Annotated in this window: 17 protein-coding genes; 16 read left to right on the top strand and 1 reads right to left on the bottom strand. The window is 48.5% G+C overall.

Annotation, left to right across the window (positions count from 1 at the left end; genetic code table 11):
* Positions 1–42 precede the first annotated feature (42 nt).
* Entirely contained in the window at positions 43–2133 is a 2091-nt protein-coding gene (locus NST83_RS17715) for a VWA domain-containing protein (protein ID WP_342415121.1), read from the bottom strand.
* 630 nt (positions 2134–2763) lie between these two features.
* Here NST83_RS17715 and NST83_RS17710 point away from each other — a divergent pair.
* The 16 genes from NST83_RS17710 (at position 2764) to NST83_RS17635 (ending at position 18568) form a co-directional block, all read left to right on the top strand.
* Positions 2764–4932 carry a transcriptional regulator gene (locus tag NST83_RS17710; RefSeq protein WP_137064059.1) on the top strand — a complete coding sequence of 723 codons (2169 nt, stop codon included), beginning with the start codon at positions 2764–2766 and terminating at the stop codon, positions 4930–4932.
* Between the two features lie 119 nt (positions 4933–5051).
* Positions 5052–5477 (top strand): hypothetical protein, encoded by a 426-nt coding sequence (locus tag NST83_RS17705; RefSeq protein WP_013311475.1) that lies wholly within the window; start codon positions 5052–5054, stop codon positions 5475–5477.
* Between the two features lie 130 nt (positions 5478–5607).
* Positions 5608–6054, top strand: coding sequence for a DnaJ domain-containing protein (locus NST83_RS17700; protein ID WP_342415120.1), 447 nt, complete (start codon positions 5608–5610; stop codon positions 6052–6054).
* A 32-nt stretch (positions 6055–6086) separates the two neighbouring features.
* Positions 6087–6641, top strand: coding sequence for an FHA domain-containing protein (locus NST83_RS17695; protein WP_342415119.1), 555 nt, complete (start codon positions 6087–6089; stop codon positions 6639–6641).
* Between the two features lie 40 nt (positions 6642–6681).
* Positions 6682–7209: an FHA domain-containing protein gene (locus tag NST83_RS17690; RefSeq protein WP_137063966.1), complete on the top strand. Its 528-nt coding sequence runs from the start codon at positions 6682–6684 to the stop codon at positions 7207–7209.
* Positions 7210–7243: 34 nt separating this feature from the next.
* Complete coding sequence (locus tag NST83_RS17685; RefSeq protein WP_137063965.1) at positions 7244–8074, top strand: protein phosphatase 2C domain-containing protein; 831 nt, start codon at positions 7244–7246, stop codon at positions 8072–8074.
* A 22-nt stretch (positions 8075–8096) separates the two neighbouring features.
* Complete coding sequence (locus tag NST83_RS17680) at positions 8097–9995, top strand: serine/threonine protein phosphatase (RefSeq protein WP_342415118.1); 1899 nt, start codon at positions 8097–8099, stop codon at positions 9993–9995.
* Positions 9996–10042: 47 nt separating this feature from the next.
* Complete coding sequence (locus tag NST83_RS17675) at positions 10043–11362, top strand: normocyte-binding protein (protein WP_342415117.1); 1320 nt, start codon at positions 10043–10045, stop codon at positions 11360–11362.
* Positions 11359–12048: an iron-dependent peroxidase gene (locus NST83_RS17670; RefSeq protein WP_137063962.1), complete on the top strand. Its 690-nt coding sequence runs from the start codon at positions 11359–11361 to the stop codon at positions 12046–12048. Before NST83_RS17675 ends, NST83_RS17670 begins: the two co-directional genes overlap by 4 nt.
* A gap of 31 nt (positions 12049–12079) precedes the next feature.
* Entirely contained in the window at positions 12080–14731 is a 2652-nt protein-coding gene (locus NST83_RS17665; RefSeq protein WP_342415116.1) for a molecular chaperone, read from the top strand.
* A 104-nt stretch (positions 14732–14835) separates the two neighbouring features.
* On the top strand, positions 14836–15348 hold the full coding sequence (locus NST83_RS17660) for an RDD family protein (protein ID WP_342415115.1): 513 nt from the start codon (positions 14836–14838) through the stop codon (positions 15346–15348).
* A gap of 59 nt (positions 15349–15407) precedes the next feature.
* Positions 15408–15563 carry a hypothetical protein gene (locus NST83_RS17655; protein WP_342415114.1) on the top strand — a complete coding sequence of 52 codons (156 nt, stop codon included), beginning with the start codon at positions 15408–15410 and terminating at the stop codon, positions 15561–15563.
* 13 nt (positions 15564–15576) lie between these two features.
* The gene (locus tag NST83_RS17650) at positions 15577–16353 is read left to right on the top strand and encodes a DNA and RNA helicase (protein WP_342415113.1); all 777 of its coding nucleotides are present in this window, start codon (positions 15577–15579) and stop codon (positions 16351–16353) included.
* A gap of 401 nt (positions 16354–16754) precedes the next feature.
* A complete protein-coding gene (locus tag NST83_RS17645; RefSeq protein ID WP_342415112.1) occupies positions 16755–17519 on the top strand; it encodes an RNA polymerase sigma factor in 765 nt (254 codons plus the stop codon).
* Positions 17520–17539: 20 nt separating this feature from the next.
* Positions 17540–18121 carry an ATP-dependent Clp endopeptidase proteolytic subunit ClpP gene (gene clpP, locus NST83_RS17640; protein ID WP_342415111.1) on the top strand — a complete coding sequence of 194 codons (582 nt, stop codon included), beginning with the start codon at positions 17540–17542 and terminating at the stop codon, positions 18119–18121.
* A gap of 192 nt (positions 18122–18313) precedes the next feature.
* Entirely contained in the window at positions 18314–18568 is a 255-nt protein-coding gene (locus NST83_RS17635; protein WP_342415110.1) for a hypothetical protein, read from the top strand.
* The last annotated feature ends 280 nt before the right edge of the window (positions 18569–18848 follow it).

Genomic DNA, 18848 nt, shown 5'->3' with positions numbered 1-18848 from the left:
GAGACGGTGTTTCCCTTTTTTGTGTCCGACGTATGTTATCCATTATCCTGTCGGAGCTTGAATATGATCGGTGTACACGGAGGTATTGGGCTTGATCGCCTTGTACCGCAGCTCGATTTCAGTTACACCGTCCTCGAACGTAATGTACAGCTTGTCGCTGTACTCCAGCACGGCCTTTTTATTGCGGCCAATTCTGACCTTCCCGTGCTGCAAGGCGCAGCGTGTATCATGCTTGACCACAAGTGTTCCTTTTTTACCTGCGGAAAAGACAATCCGCTCCGCTTCTGGCAGTGATTCGTGAACGTCAAGCGTACGAAACAACGCCTGCAAGCTGACCTTCCGGCCCGGAAAGGAGGTGAGCGGCCAAGATTTTACCGGAATCTCCTGTCCACTTGCTGTCGCAAGGAAATATCCTTCGATTCTCCCCGCAAACTGCGGCTTTGGCCGCAAGAACCAGTACAGAAGTGCCGCCACTACGACACTGATAGCTACCGTCCATTTGATGGCCGTATATCGGGATTGTACAGAAACAGTCAGCGTAGCGCTGCTGGATGCTCCTTCCGAATCGGTAGCGGTAATTTTCAGCTCGGAGTCGCCCGTGTGAAGCCCGGATAACAGCAAATCTGTACCGTTAATCTCAGCATTTGCCGCATCCCCGGAGGCTCCTGAATCCAGCTTATAGGTCAGTTTATCATGATTCGGATCAGTAAAAAATTCGCTTAAACTCCGACGGGCATCCCCGTCTTCTTTCACCAGACGAATCGTCAGGTCCTTTAAAGCCTGCGGTGCTGCATTCGCCGCATGGATGGTATGGACCGCTCCCTTGCGATACCATTGCGGGCTGTCCAAAGATAGCTGCCAGGTATAATCCGCCGTTAGAGGGAACGCATATTCGGCCTGGAAAAATCCCGACTTGTAGGTCATAGGTACCTTTTTACTTGTACCGCCCTTTACGGGTGTAACGATGATATTGGCTTGAAGCGATTTGTATACGGCTTCGTCTGTAAGCTTTTGACCGTCCGGCAGCAACAACTGGGCCTTGAACGGTATGGCTTGTCCTTTAAGTAGCTGCACGAGTTTGTTTCCACTGGCTTGTGTTTCCTTATTTCCCGTCATGGTAGCCTCAGCTTCCAGTCGATAGCTGCCAAGCAAATTGATTTTGACCAAATCTCCGCGTATGCCCCTCAGTTTCAGCTTGACTTTGCCTGCCTGTGGATGCTCAATTTTTAAAATCGCATATCGACTCGATTTGTACCTGCGGACATTTTCTGAATTGGAATAGAGCTGTGTTTCCTGAAGAGGATGCTCCGACAAAAGCACCAGATTGGCTTCTTCCATACTAGAGTCCGGTATATCTACTGTTAATTCTTGCATTTCGCCGGTGGTCGTAATCGCGGCGACTGGAACGAGCTTGGAACGAATCTGACTGGCAAAAATACGGTTTAATATTTCTGGCAGATCCTCGGCGCTGCTCGTTATAAAAGAAGCTCCTCCCGTTTGCGAAGCGATTCGCTCCAGTTCTTGTCGGTTCACCGTGCCGTCATGATTCAGACCAATCGTATACACAGGGTATCCTTTGGTCTGTGCAGACTTAATGACGGAGGACACATCATTACTTGAGTCCCCTTTGGATCGGGAACCGGATGAGGCTCCAAAATCAGTCTCTCCATCGGATAACAGGATCATAAAAGGCTGACGTCCTTTGGAAGTCCCTGCGGCAAGCAGTTCCGAGCCTTTACGCAATCCAAGTCCCAAATCTGTATAACCGGAACGGTTCAGCGTTCTGATTTCCTGCTGAATTTGTGATTTTTGCGCTGCTACTGCAATAGAAGTCAGCGACTTCGAGGCGACTACATGATGGTTGTAAGCGACGAATCCGACGCGTGTACGGTCTGCATCACTCAAATCCATAAACATATTGATAACTTCGGCCGCAATGCCCTCGGGATCGGTATCCCTCATGGAATAGCTGGTATCCAATACAAAAACGGCATCATAACCCTCGACCGGAACAGTTCCCAAAGATGCGGCATTGGCCTGATTTACAGTCCAAATGACCCCGTTTGAGCCAATTTGAAAAAATAGTACAAAAGTCATAAAAGCAATGATTCCCAATTTCCTCATTCTGAACATAAGCTCCTCCATCGACGAGGCCAATGCGGGCGCGCCCACTCTCCTAATCCTTGGTATATAAGGGATAAAGGATCAAAACAGACTGTTAACCCTCACATTAGCCATGAATTTGATACTTTTACGCTTAACAGAAATATCCAATGGATTTCTATCGGCAATTGAGTTCCATTTGTGAATAATTCCCTGAATAAACAGGTCTAACATATCATAAAAATTACGTATTTACGCATAAAATGAGTCGAATTGCCCTATTTCAATCTGGGGCTACAGAAATTGACAAAACTAACGGGTACTTTGTATGATAGCTCTCGTATCAACGGCAAAAACTGGGATAACAGTAGGATCACGGAATATACAGAATCATAACTTTCCTTGTTACCTGAACGATATATCTCCGTTTTAATTTTGCCATTAAAAGTTAAATGAACGCTTCGGACTGATTTTCGAGGTTACATGCCCGTACTGCGTACAGCAGTATGAGCCGAATCCTTTGGCCAATTTGAATGTTATGTAGGGGGGAGGAGGCAAAAGAACTAAGCGTGGAAACCCGATTGCTCTAAATTGGACATCCTGTGTCCGTGTATGGGGCTTTCGACGTATATTCATACTTTAATTCGTTTGCCGACAGTGATGGAAATCATTTATCAAACAAACCGAACAATGCTTTTTGAAGAAATCAACCCGGAAAAGCTGGACCTGATCACAATTGTAGGTGATGTGAAGGGTATTGACAGCTTGAGTGATGAGAAAATCAAGGAAATTAACGAGCACCTTCTGGTGCGTAGCTTCGACGAATTTTTGGATAAATTTTCGCCGACGGTGTATTCGTTTTTTAACGCGGCTAATCAAAAAGTGGTCTATACCCTCAAAAAGCCGGAAGGGATTGATGAGGACAGCATTTCTGAAATTCGTGTGAATCAAAGTAATGATTTTTTGAAAATGTTGTTTACGCTCATTGACACCAAGCGCAGTCAAGGAATCACAAACGTGGATTTCAAATTTGAAAATCTGCTGGATATGATTTCTCCGAAAAAGGTTATGGACGATATTCGCCAAGTCCGCAAAGAAATTCACTATATGTATGGTGAATATGACAAGCTGGATGATGGCGATCCGAAGAAACTCGACATGGGCGACAAGCTGAATGGAATGTTCGAGGAAGCAAGCCAGAACTATAACAACGTTATGGCGATGCTGCCATTGGCGATTGAGGATATCAAAACCCGCCTTTTGCTCGGTGGCGCCCAGGAGGAAAACTCCGGTGAGCTGATCCAGGTGGGTATGCTTTCTATTGGGGAAAGCGGCGAGCTGAAAATTATTGAAGCACCGAAGAGTGACAGCACCGAGCTGATGCTGCTGGACGAGAACAGCACGGGCGATTTGTCACAGGTATTCGAGGAAGATTACAACTCGATTACCGATACGCCTTCCGACTATGTGAAGGATTTGGTGGTTCGCACATTTGTGCCGCTGCCGGCTGTTCAGACCAAGGTTGATACAGCAGTTGAAGTTCAGAACTACAACACATATCTGGAGTTCTATAAAAATGCCAAGGATGATTTCGTAAAGGCGGTTAAGCCGCTTGTGGAAAAAATCCTCGGTGTCAAAATGTTCTTCGATCAATATGCAACGAAGAGCAAAGGTATGTTGCCGACCATGCTGGTGGCCAATAACAAGCTGGACATGCTGGTGAAAAGCAGCAATATCCCGCGTCTGGAAACATACCTGAACACCGTGAATGCCAAAAATGAATTCAGCGACACGATCTGGTTCGGTATCGTTCCATCCGTCGAGCTGGAAGCAGCCGGTAAGGTGAAGGTTTCACGTGAACGCTTTAAGGGCAACGAGAAGGTCGTTAAGCAGGGCGGAAATTCGATGGAATCGCTCTCGATGCTGTTGCAAGTTGTGAAGGATTACAAAATTCAAATGTTCTTTAATTTTGAATCCGGTGAAGAAACGACTTTCAACAGTATGGCGACAGCAGGTATCGACAAATATGTCGACAAATGCGCCAGTCTCGTTCGCAGAGAATACAGCGAATTTGCGATTCCTTGCGTACCGAACTTCACGATTATTCCGAAGGACAAATCGGGTGTCATTATCGACAGCAAAATGCTACAGACCGAAAGCGGTGTGCAGCTCTCCAAGGAGAAAGAGGATATCCTCAAGCTGTGGATCGAAGGCGTTTATGTGGGTGCAGCCTACGTTGCTGCTGGTTTGGTCGCATCTTATCAGTGTCCTGAATACCTGCGTGAGACGTTCAAAACGGTCAACAAAAACTTCCCTGGCGTACGCTTCGACATTGAAGCGGGAGACAACAGTCTGCGCACAGTGACGACGATGGCCAAGGAAATCACGGGGTTCACCAACACGATCAAGGATGCCATCAACCGTAAAAACTTCGGCTTTGTATTCTCGTCCGAGAATGCTCAGATTCAGGATAAGGATATCCGCCGGATTACCGTCTACAAGGCGAGAAGCATGGCGATGTCCGAGGACGGCTTTGACTCCATCTACAAGACGCTAGTCAGCACGTACATTGAACGTATTTTGCGCTACCAGACAGGGGACTTCAAGCACGAAAATATCGTCCGTTTCTTCAGTAACAATCCGAGCAGCCAAAAGAGCAAGTGGCTGGGCAGCAGAGGATCTGTGAACTCGATCATTCAGGACGGAGACGATATGAGTTTCATTATTGATGAGAAAAGCAATATGTGCCATATCGATCTGGTCTTCAACGGCAATGTGAAGAACCTGGAAGTCATGATTACTAAAGGAACCAGCTCGGTCAAATCATGATCCGAGCGCTACGAAAGATGTTAGAGGCGTTTCTATCCAGAACCGCCTTTATACATAAATTGCGGAGAAGCCCTGCTTCTCCAGCCATCATAATACCTAATTTCAAGGAGGCAACACACATGGGATTCAGACTGAAAGTTGAAGGACAAGAAACAATCGAGCTGGGCTTGGATAATATCCAAACGGTTATTTATGACACCGATACACCGGACGACTCCAATGCACGCTCCACTGATGTAGGCTCTACACTGCGCATCAGCGGTAAAATTATCACAGCCGTAGACGGCGACAGCGCGGACGACACGCTGAAACTGGCTTTGTGGTCCTTGGTTCCTGCTGAAAAAGCAGACAGCTACCGTAAAGTAACACTGGAAGTTATCGCAGCTGACCAAGTTGTGCGTAAAATCCACTTCCCGAACGCATTCGTTGTAGATTACAACGAGCACTTCGGTGACACAGAAGGTGTAGGTGCATTTACACTCTACATTAAACAAAAGAAAGACAAAACCGAGCTGGCTACCATCGACGGCGGATATCCGGTTTAAGCTTGACGTCCTGACGTTAAGCGCAGCTTGAACACACACTCACTCCACGCGCAAGCGTAGGGTGGATCAATATTAAGAGGCCCTCGGGTCTCTTAATATTTGTTTTTTTCGGAGAGGGGATCAGCACACAATGACCAATTATTATGAGCTACTCGGTGTCAGCCGGGATGCTTCGGAAACAGAGGTTAAGCAGGCTTACCGCAAACTGGCCAAAAAGTATCATCCTGATACCAACCAGGGAAGCGAGGAAGCAACGCGCAAGTTCAAGCTTATTCACGAGGCTTATAATACCTTGCGTGACGAAGCATTGCGGCAGGCATACGATGCCGAGCTCATCCGGAAAACAGAGGGAGCTGGCGGACCGCAGCCAGAGAGAGGAAGAGGGGCGGCATCTGGCGGTGCGCGCCCCGCAGCCAAAGGATTTAATCCGGCTGATATAGGAACGGATTTTGAGCAATTTTTCGGTTTTCATCCGAAAACGAAGGAAGGCTCACCAGGGAAAAAAACGAAAAAATCCGGTGATCCGACGGATACCTCAGCCATGTTTAACCAGTTTTTCGGTATTCGTAAAAAGTGATGATTTCAGGATAGAAACGGGGGAAGCAAGCAGTGAAAACGGCGCAGAACAGATGGGTTTTCATCATAGATGTTGCCATGTTCGGGCTGATGCTGGCGATCGCCTTTTATATGTTTAGTCGTACAGGCTACAGCGGTTTGAAAACCGTGGTCGTGGTAGGTATCGGAATCGGCGTGCTTGTATACATACTGCGTAATCTGGTGTCAGTTGAACGTGTGGCGAAGCCACAGACACAGACACAGCGCAAACGGATTGCCAAGCTGATACTGATGGATGAAGAGGGCGAATCCATTAAAGAATGGTATATCGAAGGTGAAACGTCGCTCCTGATCGGCAAAACAACGGCTCGCTCTGAGGCGGATATTGATTTGGCAGGTACAGATTATGCATCTCTTGTAAGCGTAGAGCATGCGGTGCTCAACCGGGTGAACAGCGACTGGTTTGTGGAGGATGTGGATTCCGGTAACGGTACCGGACTACGACCTGCAAACGAAAGTGTAACCAAGAAGCTGGAAAGCGGTGAGCCCTACCGTATTTACACAGGTGATTTATTATATATCGCCAATACGAGACTGCTCGTTAAATAGCTGAAAAAGACAATCATGACAATGGGGGAAGGAACCGATTATGAGTTTGACAAGATGCCCGAACGGACACATGTTCAGTACACGAAAGCACGGAAATACGTGTCCTTATTGTAATACGGTGGTAAATGTAGCCGCACCCAAAAATGTTGAACCAACGGCAAAAACCAACGGTGCGGGAGACGATGACAAAACGATGCCATATTTAGGTGAGACGGTGGGAATCCACCCGGTAACCGGATGGCTGGTATGCATCGAAGGAGCACAGGTGGGCCAGGACTACCGCATTATGGCCGAGAAAAACTTTATTGGACGCGCCGAGGAAATGCATGTCCGTATTGTTGGGGACAACACGATTTCCCGTAGAAATCATGCAGTCATTGTATATGATCCGAAGAAGCGTAATTTCTACTTGCTGCCAGGGGATTCGTCAGGCTTGGCGTATCACAATAATGAGGCGGTATATTCACCAGCGGAACTGGCTGCTTATGACGTGATTCAACTGGGACACAGCAAGTTTATCTTTATTCCGCTGTGCGGCGCCCATTTTGAGTGGGACAACGAAAACTAGGACGGAAGTGGGTATGGTGCAGGGAGGTAACGAAATGCAGCCTTATTTTGTTGTATGTGGAGCTGCGGTGCTATTCGCTGTTCTTCTCATGATCCGCATGCGGCTGACACGAAGCTCCGGCAGCCGTACCATGAGTGGAATTGAGATTGGAAATGGTCAAACGATCGGGAGCCGAAGCGAGCAGGATGATTATTTTGCAAGTATGACGACACCTGTCGGTACGCTGGCGGTTGTCGCAGACGGGATCAGCGGACTGGCTAATGGGCGCATGTCCAGTACCTTGGCGGTGACGACCTTTACGAAGGCGTTTGCCAAGCTGGAGGACGCGTCGAACCTGAACGGCTATTTTGCAGAAGCCGCAACTCAGAGCAATCGCGGTATTTTGCAAAATTTGAATGGGCAGGGCGGAGGAACCACGCTGGCGGCGGTCATCATTTGCGGCTATCAGTTGTATTACGGAGCGGTGGGAGATAGCCTGATTACAATTTATCGTAATGGTCATTTTCAGAGCGTCAATTCCAAGCATACGGCGGAAACCTTGCTGGAGGAACGGGTGCTTGCTGGACAGATGACCTCGGAAGAGGCCAAAACGAGCCCGGTTCGCAATCAATTGGTCAATTATTTGGGATATGAGGGCTTTGAGAGCATGGAGCTTGGTGCTGCGCCGATTCGCCTGTACGCAGGCGATCATGTGCTGTTGTGCAGCGATGGCATTCAGGAGGCACTGACGGAGATTGAGCTGGAAGAGATCCTGCGCAAGGGTGGAGCACCGCAGGAAATGGCGGAAGCAATGATTGATATGATTAATGATAAAGGCTTTAAAAGTCAGGATAATGCGACAGTGGTTATGCTGGCGATAGGATGAAACCAGAAAGACGGGGGTAGCGATGCGCAAGGACAACAGCGATTTTAGTACCGCCTTTGTGTCGGAAGCGGGCTCTTACATAGACAACCGGGACTATTTTGCATTCATGGAGACGGACGACATGGCCTGTTATGTTCTCGCAGACGGTCTGGATTCGGATCAGGAGCTGCGCAGCGCGGAAATGGTTGTCAAAACGGTACTGGAAAACTTCATGGAGAAGCCCTCCATGTCCAGGCGGCGCCTGATGAGAGACCTGCATGAAGCGCAGGAATGGCTGCAATTCGAAAGCCGTCGTGTACGGCTCAAGGCCAGTCTGCTCATGGTGGTGACCAACTACAACAAAATGGTATACGTTTCGTGCGGAAATGTGCGGCTGTATCATTTTCGCAATGGACGGCTTAATTTTCGCAGTAAGGATCATAGCTTGGCTCAGTCATTGGCGGATGACGGACGTATTCCCGACGAAGCGACCAGCACGCATGAGGAACGAGGAAATCTGCTGGAGTATCTGGGAAATCCGAATGGGGTTCATGCTCATTATGCCAAAAAGACGCAGCTTGCAGATGGAGATGTCATGCTGCTCGCCACATCCGGGATGTGGGAAGATGTTGAACTGGCGGAAATGCTGGGTGCGCTGGAGGAAGCAAAGGACCCGGTCATGCTGACGGATACGCTGGAAGAGGTTCTGCTGAGCAAGCAGCGCCGGGCGGTGAACAATTATACGGCTGCCGCCATCTATGTGAACAAAATTTTTCAGGAAAAGCCTAAGAATCGCCGCAAGCTGATCAAACGGATTTTGATTACGTTGCTTGTTCTCGCGATTACAGGCACAGGGGCGTGGATTACCCTGGCCCGTATGGCTGCGAACAAGGCCGCTGCGCTGGAAACGATGGTCGAATCGGCTCAGGCCGCGGATGATTATGCCAGGGCAGGAGATTATGCGAAGGCGCTCAAGTCCTACAGTGAAGCGAAAAACGCGGCAGTTAAAATTAACGATAAGATTCACAAGCGACTGTATACGGCAGAGCAGAAAGTATCTCAACTTATGGTTGACGGAGACGGATATGTGGAAAAAGCAGACTTTGCCAAAGCCGAAGCCAGCTATGATAAAGCGCGGAAAAGTGCCGGTCTGTACCCGCCATTTAATGTGAAGGATATTGAGAAAAAAATCGATCAACTCGATACTTATGCCGAGACGGCAAGCTGGATGAAGGACGGAGATTTGAAATTTCAGGGCGGAGATTACGCGAGTGCGCTCAAGCTGTATACGAAGGCGAATAAGGCTGCGATGGAATCCGGTTATACATCTGCGCAAAAAGAGCTGGAGAAAAAGATTACCGAGACTAATGATAAAATGACGGTCATCCAGCAGCAGCTCAAGGAAATTCAGGCTGGCAAGCTCCAAGCCAGAGGGGATCGGCTGATGAAGGACCTGGATTATGAAGGAGCCATTGACGCTTATAGCGGGGCACAGGAGATTTATCAGGAAATCGGCAAGCTGGAAAGTGTGCTGGCACTGGAGCGGAGTATTGCGAAGGCAGAGGAGAAACAGAGCGCGGACCAGCAGAAAAATGGTCAGCTTGCTGCTGGAGCGGCAGGATCTGACGGAGCGCTGAACGATACGGGCGAGGGGGACATAACGGACGAAGCCGCGGCTTCGGCTGCTGCGCCCCCTGCTACAGCATCGCAAACCAAGGCTGCAACAGCTACGGGTAACGCTGCAACAATGAAATCAGCGGACTCAGCAGCCGCGAAGAAGGAAGCTTCTTCAGCTACGAAGAGTGGTAGTACGAGTGATGGGAATGCCTCTTCGACGAAGGCACCCGCCAGTAAGGAGCAAGGAACTGCTGATTCTGCTTCCAAGGCAGAGGGTGCATCTGATTCAGGCAGTCAGAATCAGGCGACTGCGAACGGAAGTTAAGGTTTTCATGTTCAATGAATGCTGGAGCCGGGAAGGAGTGAGACGTCGTGAAAGAGCTGGTGCAGGACCGTTTGAGCAAGATGGACGATCTGGAGCAGAGACGTTTGCTGAAAAATATGATGGCGGGGGTGTTTATGAACCTCGTCGAATATCAGGAAGAAATGACCCGCCAGCTGGAACGGCGGGTATTTGAGGAAATTGAGAATACGGAAGAGAAGTTTGACGTGTACGTGTCATTGACATCACGTGAGGACTATGATCCGATTCATGAATTTTTATATCCGGTGTTGCCGTCAGATACCAAGGACAAGGTGATGGACATCAGCCGCGTGGCAGAGGTCGTTCGGGAAGGCGGGGCGTTGCCGCTCTTTACTCTTTTTCTGGAGATGGAGACCGATCAGATCACCGCGCTTGTCCGCAGCAAACGGGTTTTCGAGGGAACGCTTGTAACGGAAACCGGAAGCTATCCGATTCGGTTTCGTCTGGAGCACAACCGTTCTTATATTTTGGAGATTGAGAAGCTGTATCTGATGTTCATGCAAAATGGAATGCCATGGAAAACGATTAATCACCCGTACGCTTATAAATTTGTCGATTGCGTGCTGGTTGGAGGAGAAGGTCAGCCTTCCGCCGATGAGGAAATTCACGAAATTACGATCTCATTGGAGGAATTCGACAGTTTTAAGAAGGTGGATGTTTTTCCACTTTGGAACATTGAACGACTGTCTTTGAAAAACAGTGGTTTCCCCATACCGGCTATAGATCATGTGAATTATGAGCATGTGCTTCCTCTACGTAAAACAGGACCTGAGCACGGCTACCTGATTGACGGAGTGGAAGGCGATATCCGGTATATCAAGCGTACGGAAGAGGAACTGACGATTGTCACGCCACGTGATAAGTCCGGCGAATGGAATGTATTGAAGGTTACCAAGCCCGTCTCAACGAGGCTCAGTCGTCAGACCTATCCAGTGTTGTCCAATCGGCGGCAGGACAGCTTTTTGGGACGGTATGCTGGGAAACAGGCCGTGATTGTCAGGGCCAAAGCCGAAATTACACGCATTGTACACTCTTTTGAAGCTGCACAGGGATTGGAATTGGAGCGTGTGGACATTTGGGGAGGCACAGGCCGAAATGATGTGAGCAAGCTTTTATCCAAAACCCGGACGTATCCATTAAATCCGTTTGTCAGTGACAACGTACGGACGGAGGAAGGCAAGCAGATCATGCGATTGGCGTTTAGACACGGTTCTGCGGATGCTTCGTCCACATTTCCTGCCTACATTTTATCTGACTTACTGAGCTTTCTGGTGTCGGAAGTGCAGATGTATTTCCCGGAGTACAAGTGTAAAGGAGAATGGCTGTGAATTACGTCTGGGATTTGCTCATGCGCGCGAGGGAACAGGAGTTAGATGTGAACAGCTTCCGGTTTGTACCCGCTGTCAGCTACTCCCCGTATATGGAGCTGAGTCTGACCGAGCTGAATACATCTGAGCTGGAGCAGGTGGTGGAAATCAATCCGTACTACCGCTTTTATTCTATTTTTCGGGACCTGTTTCCGCCGGATGCTGAAGAGTACCTAGAGCTGAGAGAGTCGCTGTTCGATATTATGATGCATTTTCTGGCCGAAACGGATCTGTATCAAGGGATGAATCGGCGGGAGTACCATATTCAGTTTGTTCAGCGTGACATCGAAAATGGCATCTTTGGCCCGAAGGTGAAGGAAAGCTTTGCGCAGTTAAACCGTGAGGAGCAGGATGCGATTGCCGAAGGGTTGCTGCGGCTGTATGAGACGGGGGAAGCTGTACATTTGCTAAAAGAAACGATGCGCCGCGTTTTCCACCGCTCGATCATTTACACCAATTGTGAGGAAAAGGACGAATTGCTTATCTATATCGGTCAGAAGGAAACGCAGTTGTCACGGATTAAAGCGGATTTAATTCTGGACCTGTTTCTTCCGGCGCGTTTTACGATTGAGCTGTATTGGACACGTCATTTCGGTATTTTGGAGGCAGACCCGACGATGAAAATAGACGCTATTGCCCTCTATTAAGGCCAAATGGCAGAGAAAGGACATGTGAACGATGAACGGATCCTATACATACAGGCTGCTTGACCCGCTCACCGATCGAAAAGGCATTCGCTTCACGGCGAAATACACGCGGGCGGAGCTAGAGCAAATGACGACCTTTCAGCTACGCGGGATATGCGATAAGGAGCGGCTGGTCGAGGGCTTTGCTAATCGTCTGGCACGTGAGGAGTTGATTCGCGTCATTTTGCGGTTTCGGAGTGCAGAGGAGCATCTGCTCATTACCCGGCCCAACCCCGGCGGCTTCGAGCGCATCGAATCGGCATTGCGGCGAAATTGGAATGACCGTCGGCAGGAGAGCGGCGGTATCCGGGTTCCCGCCAAAATCACGCTGTATCAGGGTGTGCGGACAGGTCGTATGGACAATTATCGGATTGAATCCGACCTGCCTTGGCTGAACGCGTCTAATGTGCTTCTAGTGAATGCGGTAGGCGAACTATGCGGTGTTTTGAATTTGGTGAAGGACGAGGGACGGACAGGCGTATATTACCTTTCCCGCCATCTCGACGCTGAACTGCGGGAGACGGCCAACCATAATTACAGTCTGCTGTTTTTGCGAAGACAGGAATCGGAATATTTTTATAACCTCTACTATGGAGATAAGCCGATGCTGCCATTGAAGCTTCAAGGTCAACGTATTCCGGTGGCTGAGCTGATCATTCGCGGTACTGAAACGACAGATGCAGTATTGGCGGTTGATTTTGGCACCTCGAACACCACGGCAGGCGCATATCTGGATAGTTCCTATGTTACTGCCCCGGATGCGGGCATGAGCAGCACGGTACGGCTGAACGCGATCAACTATGTGTCCTTCCCCGGCCCGGAGGGAGCAGAGGGGGATTGGATCGAAGTGCTGCCGACCGCCATTCGTGTCGCGGACTGCTCTAACCCGGAGCATATTGTATACGTATTCGGAGAGGAAGCACTGCGTGGAACGGATGTAGCGGGCAGCCGGGCGACGGTACTGCGGGGCATCAAGCGCTGGGTAAATGACTATAAGCGAACTGAGGAATTAATGGATTCCGAGGGAAATACGGCGACCGCTTCCCGCAGCGAAATTTTAGCGGCTTTTATCCGCTATGTGATTGCGACAGCCGAGCAGCAATTTAAGTGCCGGTTTCGTAACCTGCATTTTTCGGCACCCGTCAAGCTACAGCCGCAGTTTATCGAGATGTTTAGCGATATTTTACCGGATTACCGGATTGAAGCAGAGGATGCGCTGGATGAAGGGCTGGCTGTGCTATACAATACACTGGCAGACCAGATGGAACGAGGAACGTTTGCGGACGGAGAGGAATATCAGGCCCTTGTCATTGATTGCGGTGGAGGTACAACGGATTTATCATCCTGCCGATTCCGCATTGAGGATGGACGCATTGCCTATAAGCTGGATATTCACACCACGTATGAAAATGGGGATACCAATTTTGGTGGAAACAATCTGACGTATCGGATTATGCAGTTCATGAAAATTGTGTTTGCAGGCTATTATGCTGCGGAAACGCGGTTGCCTGACACCGATATTGATGCCTTGATTGGCATTCCTTCCGGGGATTTGTACCGCCATGTGGATGAGTTTGGCGTAGATGCCGTGTATGCGGGACTGGAGGAACGTTATCGAGAGGCAGAGGCCATCCTGCCTACGGCATTCAAGCAGTACGAGCATGCCACACGGGATGAATATCAGCGGGTGCTAAGCAATTTTCATCTGCTGTGGAGCGCGGCGGAAAATATGAAAAAGGAATTTTTCTTACGCACAGGCATCCTGCGCAGCCGCTTTGAATCCGAGCAGGTATTTTCATCTGAAAGTGATCTGAACATTGCCGTGATGGATCGTTGGCTGGTTTCAGTCATCGAAAATGGACGTTTTCGTGATGAATATGGATTGCCTGATGTAGTGTTCAATATCCGTGAAATACAGCAGCTTCTCAAGGCAGATATCTATAATATTGTGCGCAAGTTTCTGGATGATTTTTATCAGGAGGGGCGCTTGCAGGATTATTCGATTATCAAGCTGACTGGGCAGTCCTGCCGAATTGATGTGTTTCGTGAGGCGCTCAAGGAATTTGTGCCGGGGCGCAGTATTGAGTTCCGTCAGAAGGCGGAGGACCTGAGTCGGGTGCCTGAGCTGAAAATGGCCTGTCTGCGCGGCGCTATCCGTTATCTGAACGCCAAAAAAATGGGCACGATTGAGCCTGTCATTACCAATCATATTCCAGCCATTCCGTATACCGTCAGCGCATGGACGCATACGGGGCGCGAGAAGGAGCTGATTGCGAGCTTGGAAAGCAACCGCGTGCGAGGCTCTATTTCCAGGCCGTCCCATGCCGCTGAGGTAGAATTTTTTCTGACGGCGAATGGTGGCAAGCTGCGTCAGCGCCATGTGTACCGCAGTCGGCCAGAAGCCTTTGAGCCGATGCCGTATGAGGAAATTGCCGTGCTGTACGGCCGGGATATTCCGCAGGATGATACCGACTCTATTCGCAACGGCGAGACGAAATATTTTGTTTTTGCAGGTGACAGCCGTTGGGGCTTTTACGTGGTGCCGATTACCCGCCGGGATGAATTGCTGCATCTGGGGCCCAAACGCTTTTTTGCCTTCGAAAACGATCTCTCCGAGCTGGATTTTTTTGACGGCACGAAGTAGGACAGGCCAACAGAGACAGCACACAGCGCGATACGAAGACACTATGAAGTGCGAAATACCATGAAACATCGTGGAATATAAATATAATATATGGAGGATGTAATATGTTATACGCAGGTTTTTGGAAACGGGTTTTGGCGAGTATTATTGACAATCTGTTGATGTGGTTCGTGTTTATGATTCTGGGTCTGATCTGGTTTGTGATTCAAGCCATTGGGGACTGGGGGTCTTCTTCGGCGGCAACCTCTTTACTCACAGACGGATCGCCCCCTATTTTCACCATGAAGATGGTTGGGCAGACTTTGCTTAATTGGGGTGTAATGTGGCTGTATCATGCGATTATGGAATCTTCCAAATGCAAAGCCTCCGTGGGCAAGCTGGCTCTCGGGATCATCGTGGTTGATGAGTTTAACCAGAGGCTCAGCTTTGGACGTGCCAGTGCCCGCCATTGGAGTAAGTTTATATCCGCTATCATTCTGTGCATCGGCTTTATCATGACAGCCTTCACAGCTAGAAAACAAGCCCTTCACGATCTGATCGCTCGTACCTACGTCGTGGACAAACGTGAGCTGAATCATATCCTGCGTGAGCAGGCCGAGCGGGGAGCCGGGATGTAAGGCAGATAAATAGATCTTAAAATTCTAATGTATCACAGTTTTCAATCAGGGGGAGCACGATGGATATACGCAGATTTTTAGAAAAGAATTTTCGTCTGTTTACTGGATTACTCGGAGGAAGTAAAGCTCAGCCCACCGGTGATGGAGTTACTGTTCCGCCTCCTGCGCCCGGTGTGAATCGGCTGTCTGTTCCTCTGAATAAAGAAGAATTGTGAAAGGAGGGCAACCATGTTAACCCATATCGTTCCGAAGTTTGAGAAAGGCCGTATTCTTAAAACCGAGATGCTGGAAAATCTGCGAGATTATCCTCGCAGTTTTCTGGATATCCGGTATCAGGATTATTCGGATGGCATTATTACCGGGATGAACGTCACTGTCGGGGAGCACACGCTGACCATTGGCAGAGGCATTGTAAAGCACAAGGGCAGGCTGTACCTGCTGGAGCAAGAGCAGGAAGTGCCATATAAGGCTACGGGGCGGCTGTCGGTGTTGAGGCTCCTATTTATGGAACAAACGGATCGACCGGATTTCACGGTTCATCATGCGGATATTGTGCTGGAGGATGAGCCAGAGCTGGGTCTGGATGAGCTGGAGCTGGGCAGGTTTAAGCTCAAAGATGGAGCCGTGCTTCGCTCGGACTATCAGGATTTTGCTGACATGGCTACCGAATTCAATACATGGAGCGATATTCATGCTCCCTTTGCAGGTGTGAAGCAGAGTACATTGCGTCCGGAGACGATGCGTTACTTCGCATCGGAGCTGCTTAAAAGCGGCACAACCGATCCGATGGATTGTATGTTTGCGCTTATGTGCCTGAACCTGGAAGCCGTGGACAGAGAATCAATCCAGCATTACATTGCAAACCGAAGCGGTGCGGAATACAGAGACTATTCCCAGGTACAGCTTCACAGACAGTTAGTTCTTATTATGGAAGGCGCTGGACGGGGGAAACGCACAGCAGGGCGTTGGCAAGGTGGCGGAGCCGGACGAATGATTGTGGATTAGTCTAAATGCGAAGGAAAAGCTCCAAAAGCTTTAACTTGGCATCATCAGGATTATCCCGAACCTAGGATACTCTAACCTCTGAGGGCTATTTTCGTAGGGTTTAGGATTATTATCGTGTGTAAACCCCATTTGTTCTTTTAAATAAAAATTTACATATGTTCAGAAGTAGGAATAAAGTCAGTGAGACTATAGACACTCGTTTGATGAATTGAAACTTCCTTTATTTGCGAAAAATCGACATTCATTTGGACAGAGGTAGATGTGAGGTTTCAGCTGTTTTTTGTTTATTTTACTTGTTACAATAAAACCATTAAACGACCGTATCCTTTTGATACACAATTCCGTCTACCTCAATGAAACACTCAAACTCAAATGGACTGAACAAAGGGGGGGCCCCAAATATGGCCTTTGTGATATCCGAACGGATGAATAATGAATCTTCCCACGCTAAGGGGAATGAAAAAGTACTTCCTGCGTTGTATCGCTACTGTCTTTCGTTGACAGGCTCCACATGGGATGCGGAGGATTTGGCGCAGGCGACTTTTCTGCATATGCTGCAATCTGAGAAAAAACTGCATGACCTGGAAAATGGCGAGGCTTATTTAATCCGTTCCGCGCGGAATCGGTGGATTGATGATATTCGCAGGCAAAATGCTCAAAAGCGCCTATCTGTGCCTAGCGAAGGAAATTATACCCGAAAGTATGATGAGCCTTCACTGTGTTATGAAGAAAATTACACACCAGATTTGGAACTCGCGCTTCAATATTTAATGACACATGTATCACCATGGCAGCGGACCATCTTGGTGCTGCGGGATGTATGGGGCTATACGGCGTCGGAAACGGCAGAACTGTTGGATACGACGGAGGGCGCGGTAAAAGCGGCTCTAAGCCGTGCCCGCGCTTTGCTTGCCCAGAAGTACAAAGAGGGGAATGGGCTGGAGTCTGTAACCCTACCTGAGCATGAAGTGGAGCGGGAATGGTTTAAGGCTTATTTGGCGGCCTTTCGTGCAGGAGACGCACAACGCTGGATTGCGCTTGGCTTGAACGATATGGCTGAGCCAATAGCGATTGCCGGATCTGTGCTGTATCAGAGCTTTTATTCTTCCGGCGCTCAAATGAACTCTAATCCTTCCCATGACATGCAGGCTAGGATGGCCGCTTAACAAGAGGGGAGTTTTGGCAAATGAGCACCATTCCTTATGTAATTGAGCACACAAGTCGCGGAGAGCGAAGCTATGATATTTATTCCCGGCTATTAAAGGATCGTATCATTATGGTGTCGGGCGAGATTGAGGATCATATGGCAAATGTCATTGTAGCGCAACTGCTGCATCTTACCGCCGAGGACTCCGAGAAGGACATACAGATGTATATTAACAGTCCGGGCGGGTCCATTTCAGCAGGGTTTGCTATTTATGATACAATGCAATTTGTGAAAAATGATATATCTACTATATGCACAGGCATGGCAGCGAGCTTTGGTACGATTTTGCTGACCGGAGGCACGAAGGGCAAGCGGATGGCGTTGCCCAACAGTGAGATTATGATTCACCAGCCGTTGGGCGGAGCCAAGGGCCAAGCTTCAGATGTGTTGATTTATGCCGAGCGTCTGATTAAGAGCAGGAAACAGTTGAACCGTATTTTGGCAGATCATACCGGGCAACCGCTGGAGCGTGTGGAAAAAGATACCGACAGAGATCACTTCCTTACGGCAGAGGAAGCAGTAGCATATGGCTTGGTGGATCAAATCGTTACTCGGATCTAGCCATTATTGAAAATTTTATGTAGTCCCTCGCTAATTTCTGAAAAAAGTTCAAGATTTGTTCATTGCAATTTCAAAACAATAGGTTTATAATATCAAACGGATTCAAAGGGCTTATCCTTGGAACCCATGGGAATTAATCCCATCTGAGCCTGCGTGTGCATGCTCAAATAAGAATTAAGCGAGGGATTTACAATGAAAACCTGCTGCACCATCCAGGTAGACGAAGACAGTTTAGTTATTGATTTGCCAGAAGAAGGAACCACGTTGGACTCCTTGCTTGGTGATATTGAGAGCTGTGGAGGAAGTGAAGAGCCTTGGCTGCAACTGATCGACAAGGTAATGGGCAACTCATCTGAGACTATACTGACAGGTCAATTGACGGATGGCGGCGAAATGAAGGAAGATCAGACGACTACAGGATCTCAGGCAGCCGCTAAGGGGCAATAGGCAGAATATACGTTAATACGATATTTTTGACATTATTTGATTCACATACATGATCATGTATAAGACTGCTATACCGGGCCGAAGGGCATGGGTAGCAGTCTTTTTTTATATTGTATAGAAGTTTTAGAATCTTCTTTAATAATGGGAAGATTTGTCAAATTCCGAAATTTTCAGGTGGGTATTTTGTCCCGAAACCGTGACTTCCTGTTCATTTTCCACCATAAAGTCGAAATGTAACATAGAACTAACTATAATAGTAGTAACATCCATATACAGGTAA

Origin of the sequence: Paenibacillus sp. FSL R10-2782 (genome assembly GCF_038592985.1) — a bacterium.
Lineage (GTDB): Bacteria > Bacillota > Bacilli > Paenibacillales > Paenibacillaceae > Paenibacillus > Paenibacillus terrae_C.
Note: the sequence above shows the minus strand (reverse complement) of the source record. Positions and strands in the feature narration are given on the sequence as shown.

Excerpts from the sequence above, each read along its gene's own strand:
- NST83_RS17685 (WP_137063965.1), top strand. The coding sequence starts at position 7,244 with ATGCAGCCTTATTTTGTTGTATGTGGAGCTGCGGTGCTATTCGCTGTT.
- NST83_RS17655 (WP_342415114.1), top strand. The coding sequence starts at position 15,408 with ATGGATATACGCAGATTTTTAGAAAAGAATTTTCGTCTGTTTACTGGA.
- NST83_RS17700 (WP_342415120.1), top strand. The coding sequence starts at position 5,608 with ATGACCAATTATTATGAGCTACTCGGTGTCAGCCGGGATGCTTCGGAA.
- NST83_RS17635 (WP_342415110.1), top strand. The coding sequence starts at position 18,314 with ATGAAAACCTGCTGCACCATCCAGGTAGACGAAGACAGTTTAGTTATT.
- NST83_RS17660 (WP_342415115.1), top strand. The coding sequence starts at position 14,836 with ATGTTATACGCAGGTTTTTGGAAACGGGTTTTGGCGAGTATTATTGAC.
- NST83_RS17690 (WP_137063966.1), top strand. The coding sequence starts at position 6,682 with ATGAGTTTGACAAGATGCCCGAACGGACACATGTTCAGTACACGAAAG.
- NST83_RS17665 (WP_342415116.1), top strand. The coding sequence starts at position 12,080 with ATGAACGGATCCTATACATACAGGCTGCTTGACCCGCTCACCGATCGA.
- NST83_RS17645 (WP_342415112.1), top strand. The coding sequence starts at position 16,755 with ATGGCCTTTGTGATATCCGAACGGATGAATAATGAATCTTCCCACGCT.
- NST83_RS17715 (WP_342415121.1), bottom strand. The coding sequence starts at position 2,133 with ATGTTCAGAATGAGGAAATTGGGAATCATTGCTTTTATGACTTTTGTA.
- clpP (WP_342415111.1), top strand. The coding sequence starts at position 17,540 with ATGAGCACCATTCCTTATGTAATTGAGCACACAAGTCGCGGAGAGCGA.
- NST83_RS17705 (WP_013311475.1), top strand. The coding sequence starts at position 5,052 with ATGGGATTCAGACTGAAAGTTGAAGGACAAGAAACAATCGAGCTGGGC.
- NST83_RS17710 (WP_137064059.1), top strand. The coding sequence starts at position 2,764 with ATGGAAATCATTTATCAAACAAACCGAACAATGCTTTTTGAAGAAATC.
- NST83_RS17650 (WP_342415113.1), top strand. The coding sequence starts at position 15,577 with ATGTTAACCCATATCGTTCCGAAGTTTGAGAAAGGCCGTATTCTTAAA.
- NST83_RS17680 (WP_342415118.1), top strand. The coding sequence starts at position 8,097 with ATGCGCAAGGACAACAGCGATTTTAGTACCGCCTTTGTGTCGGAAGCG.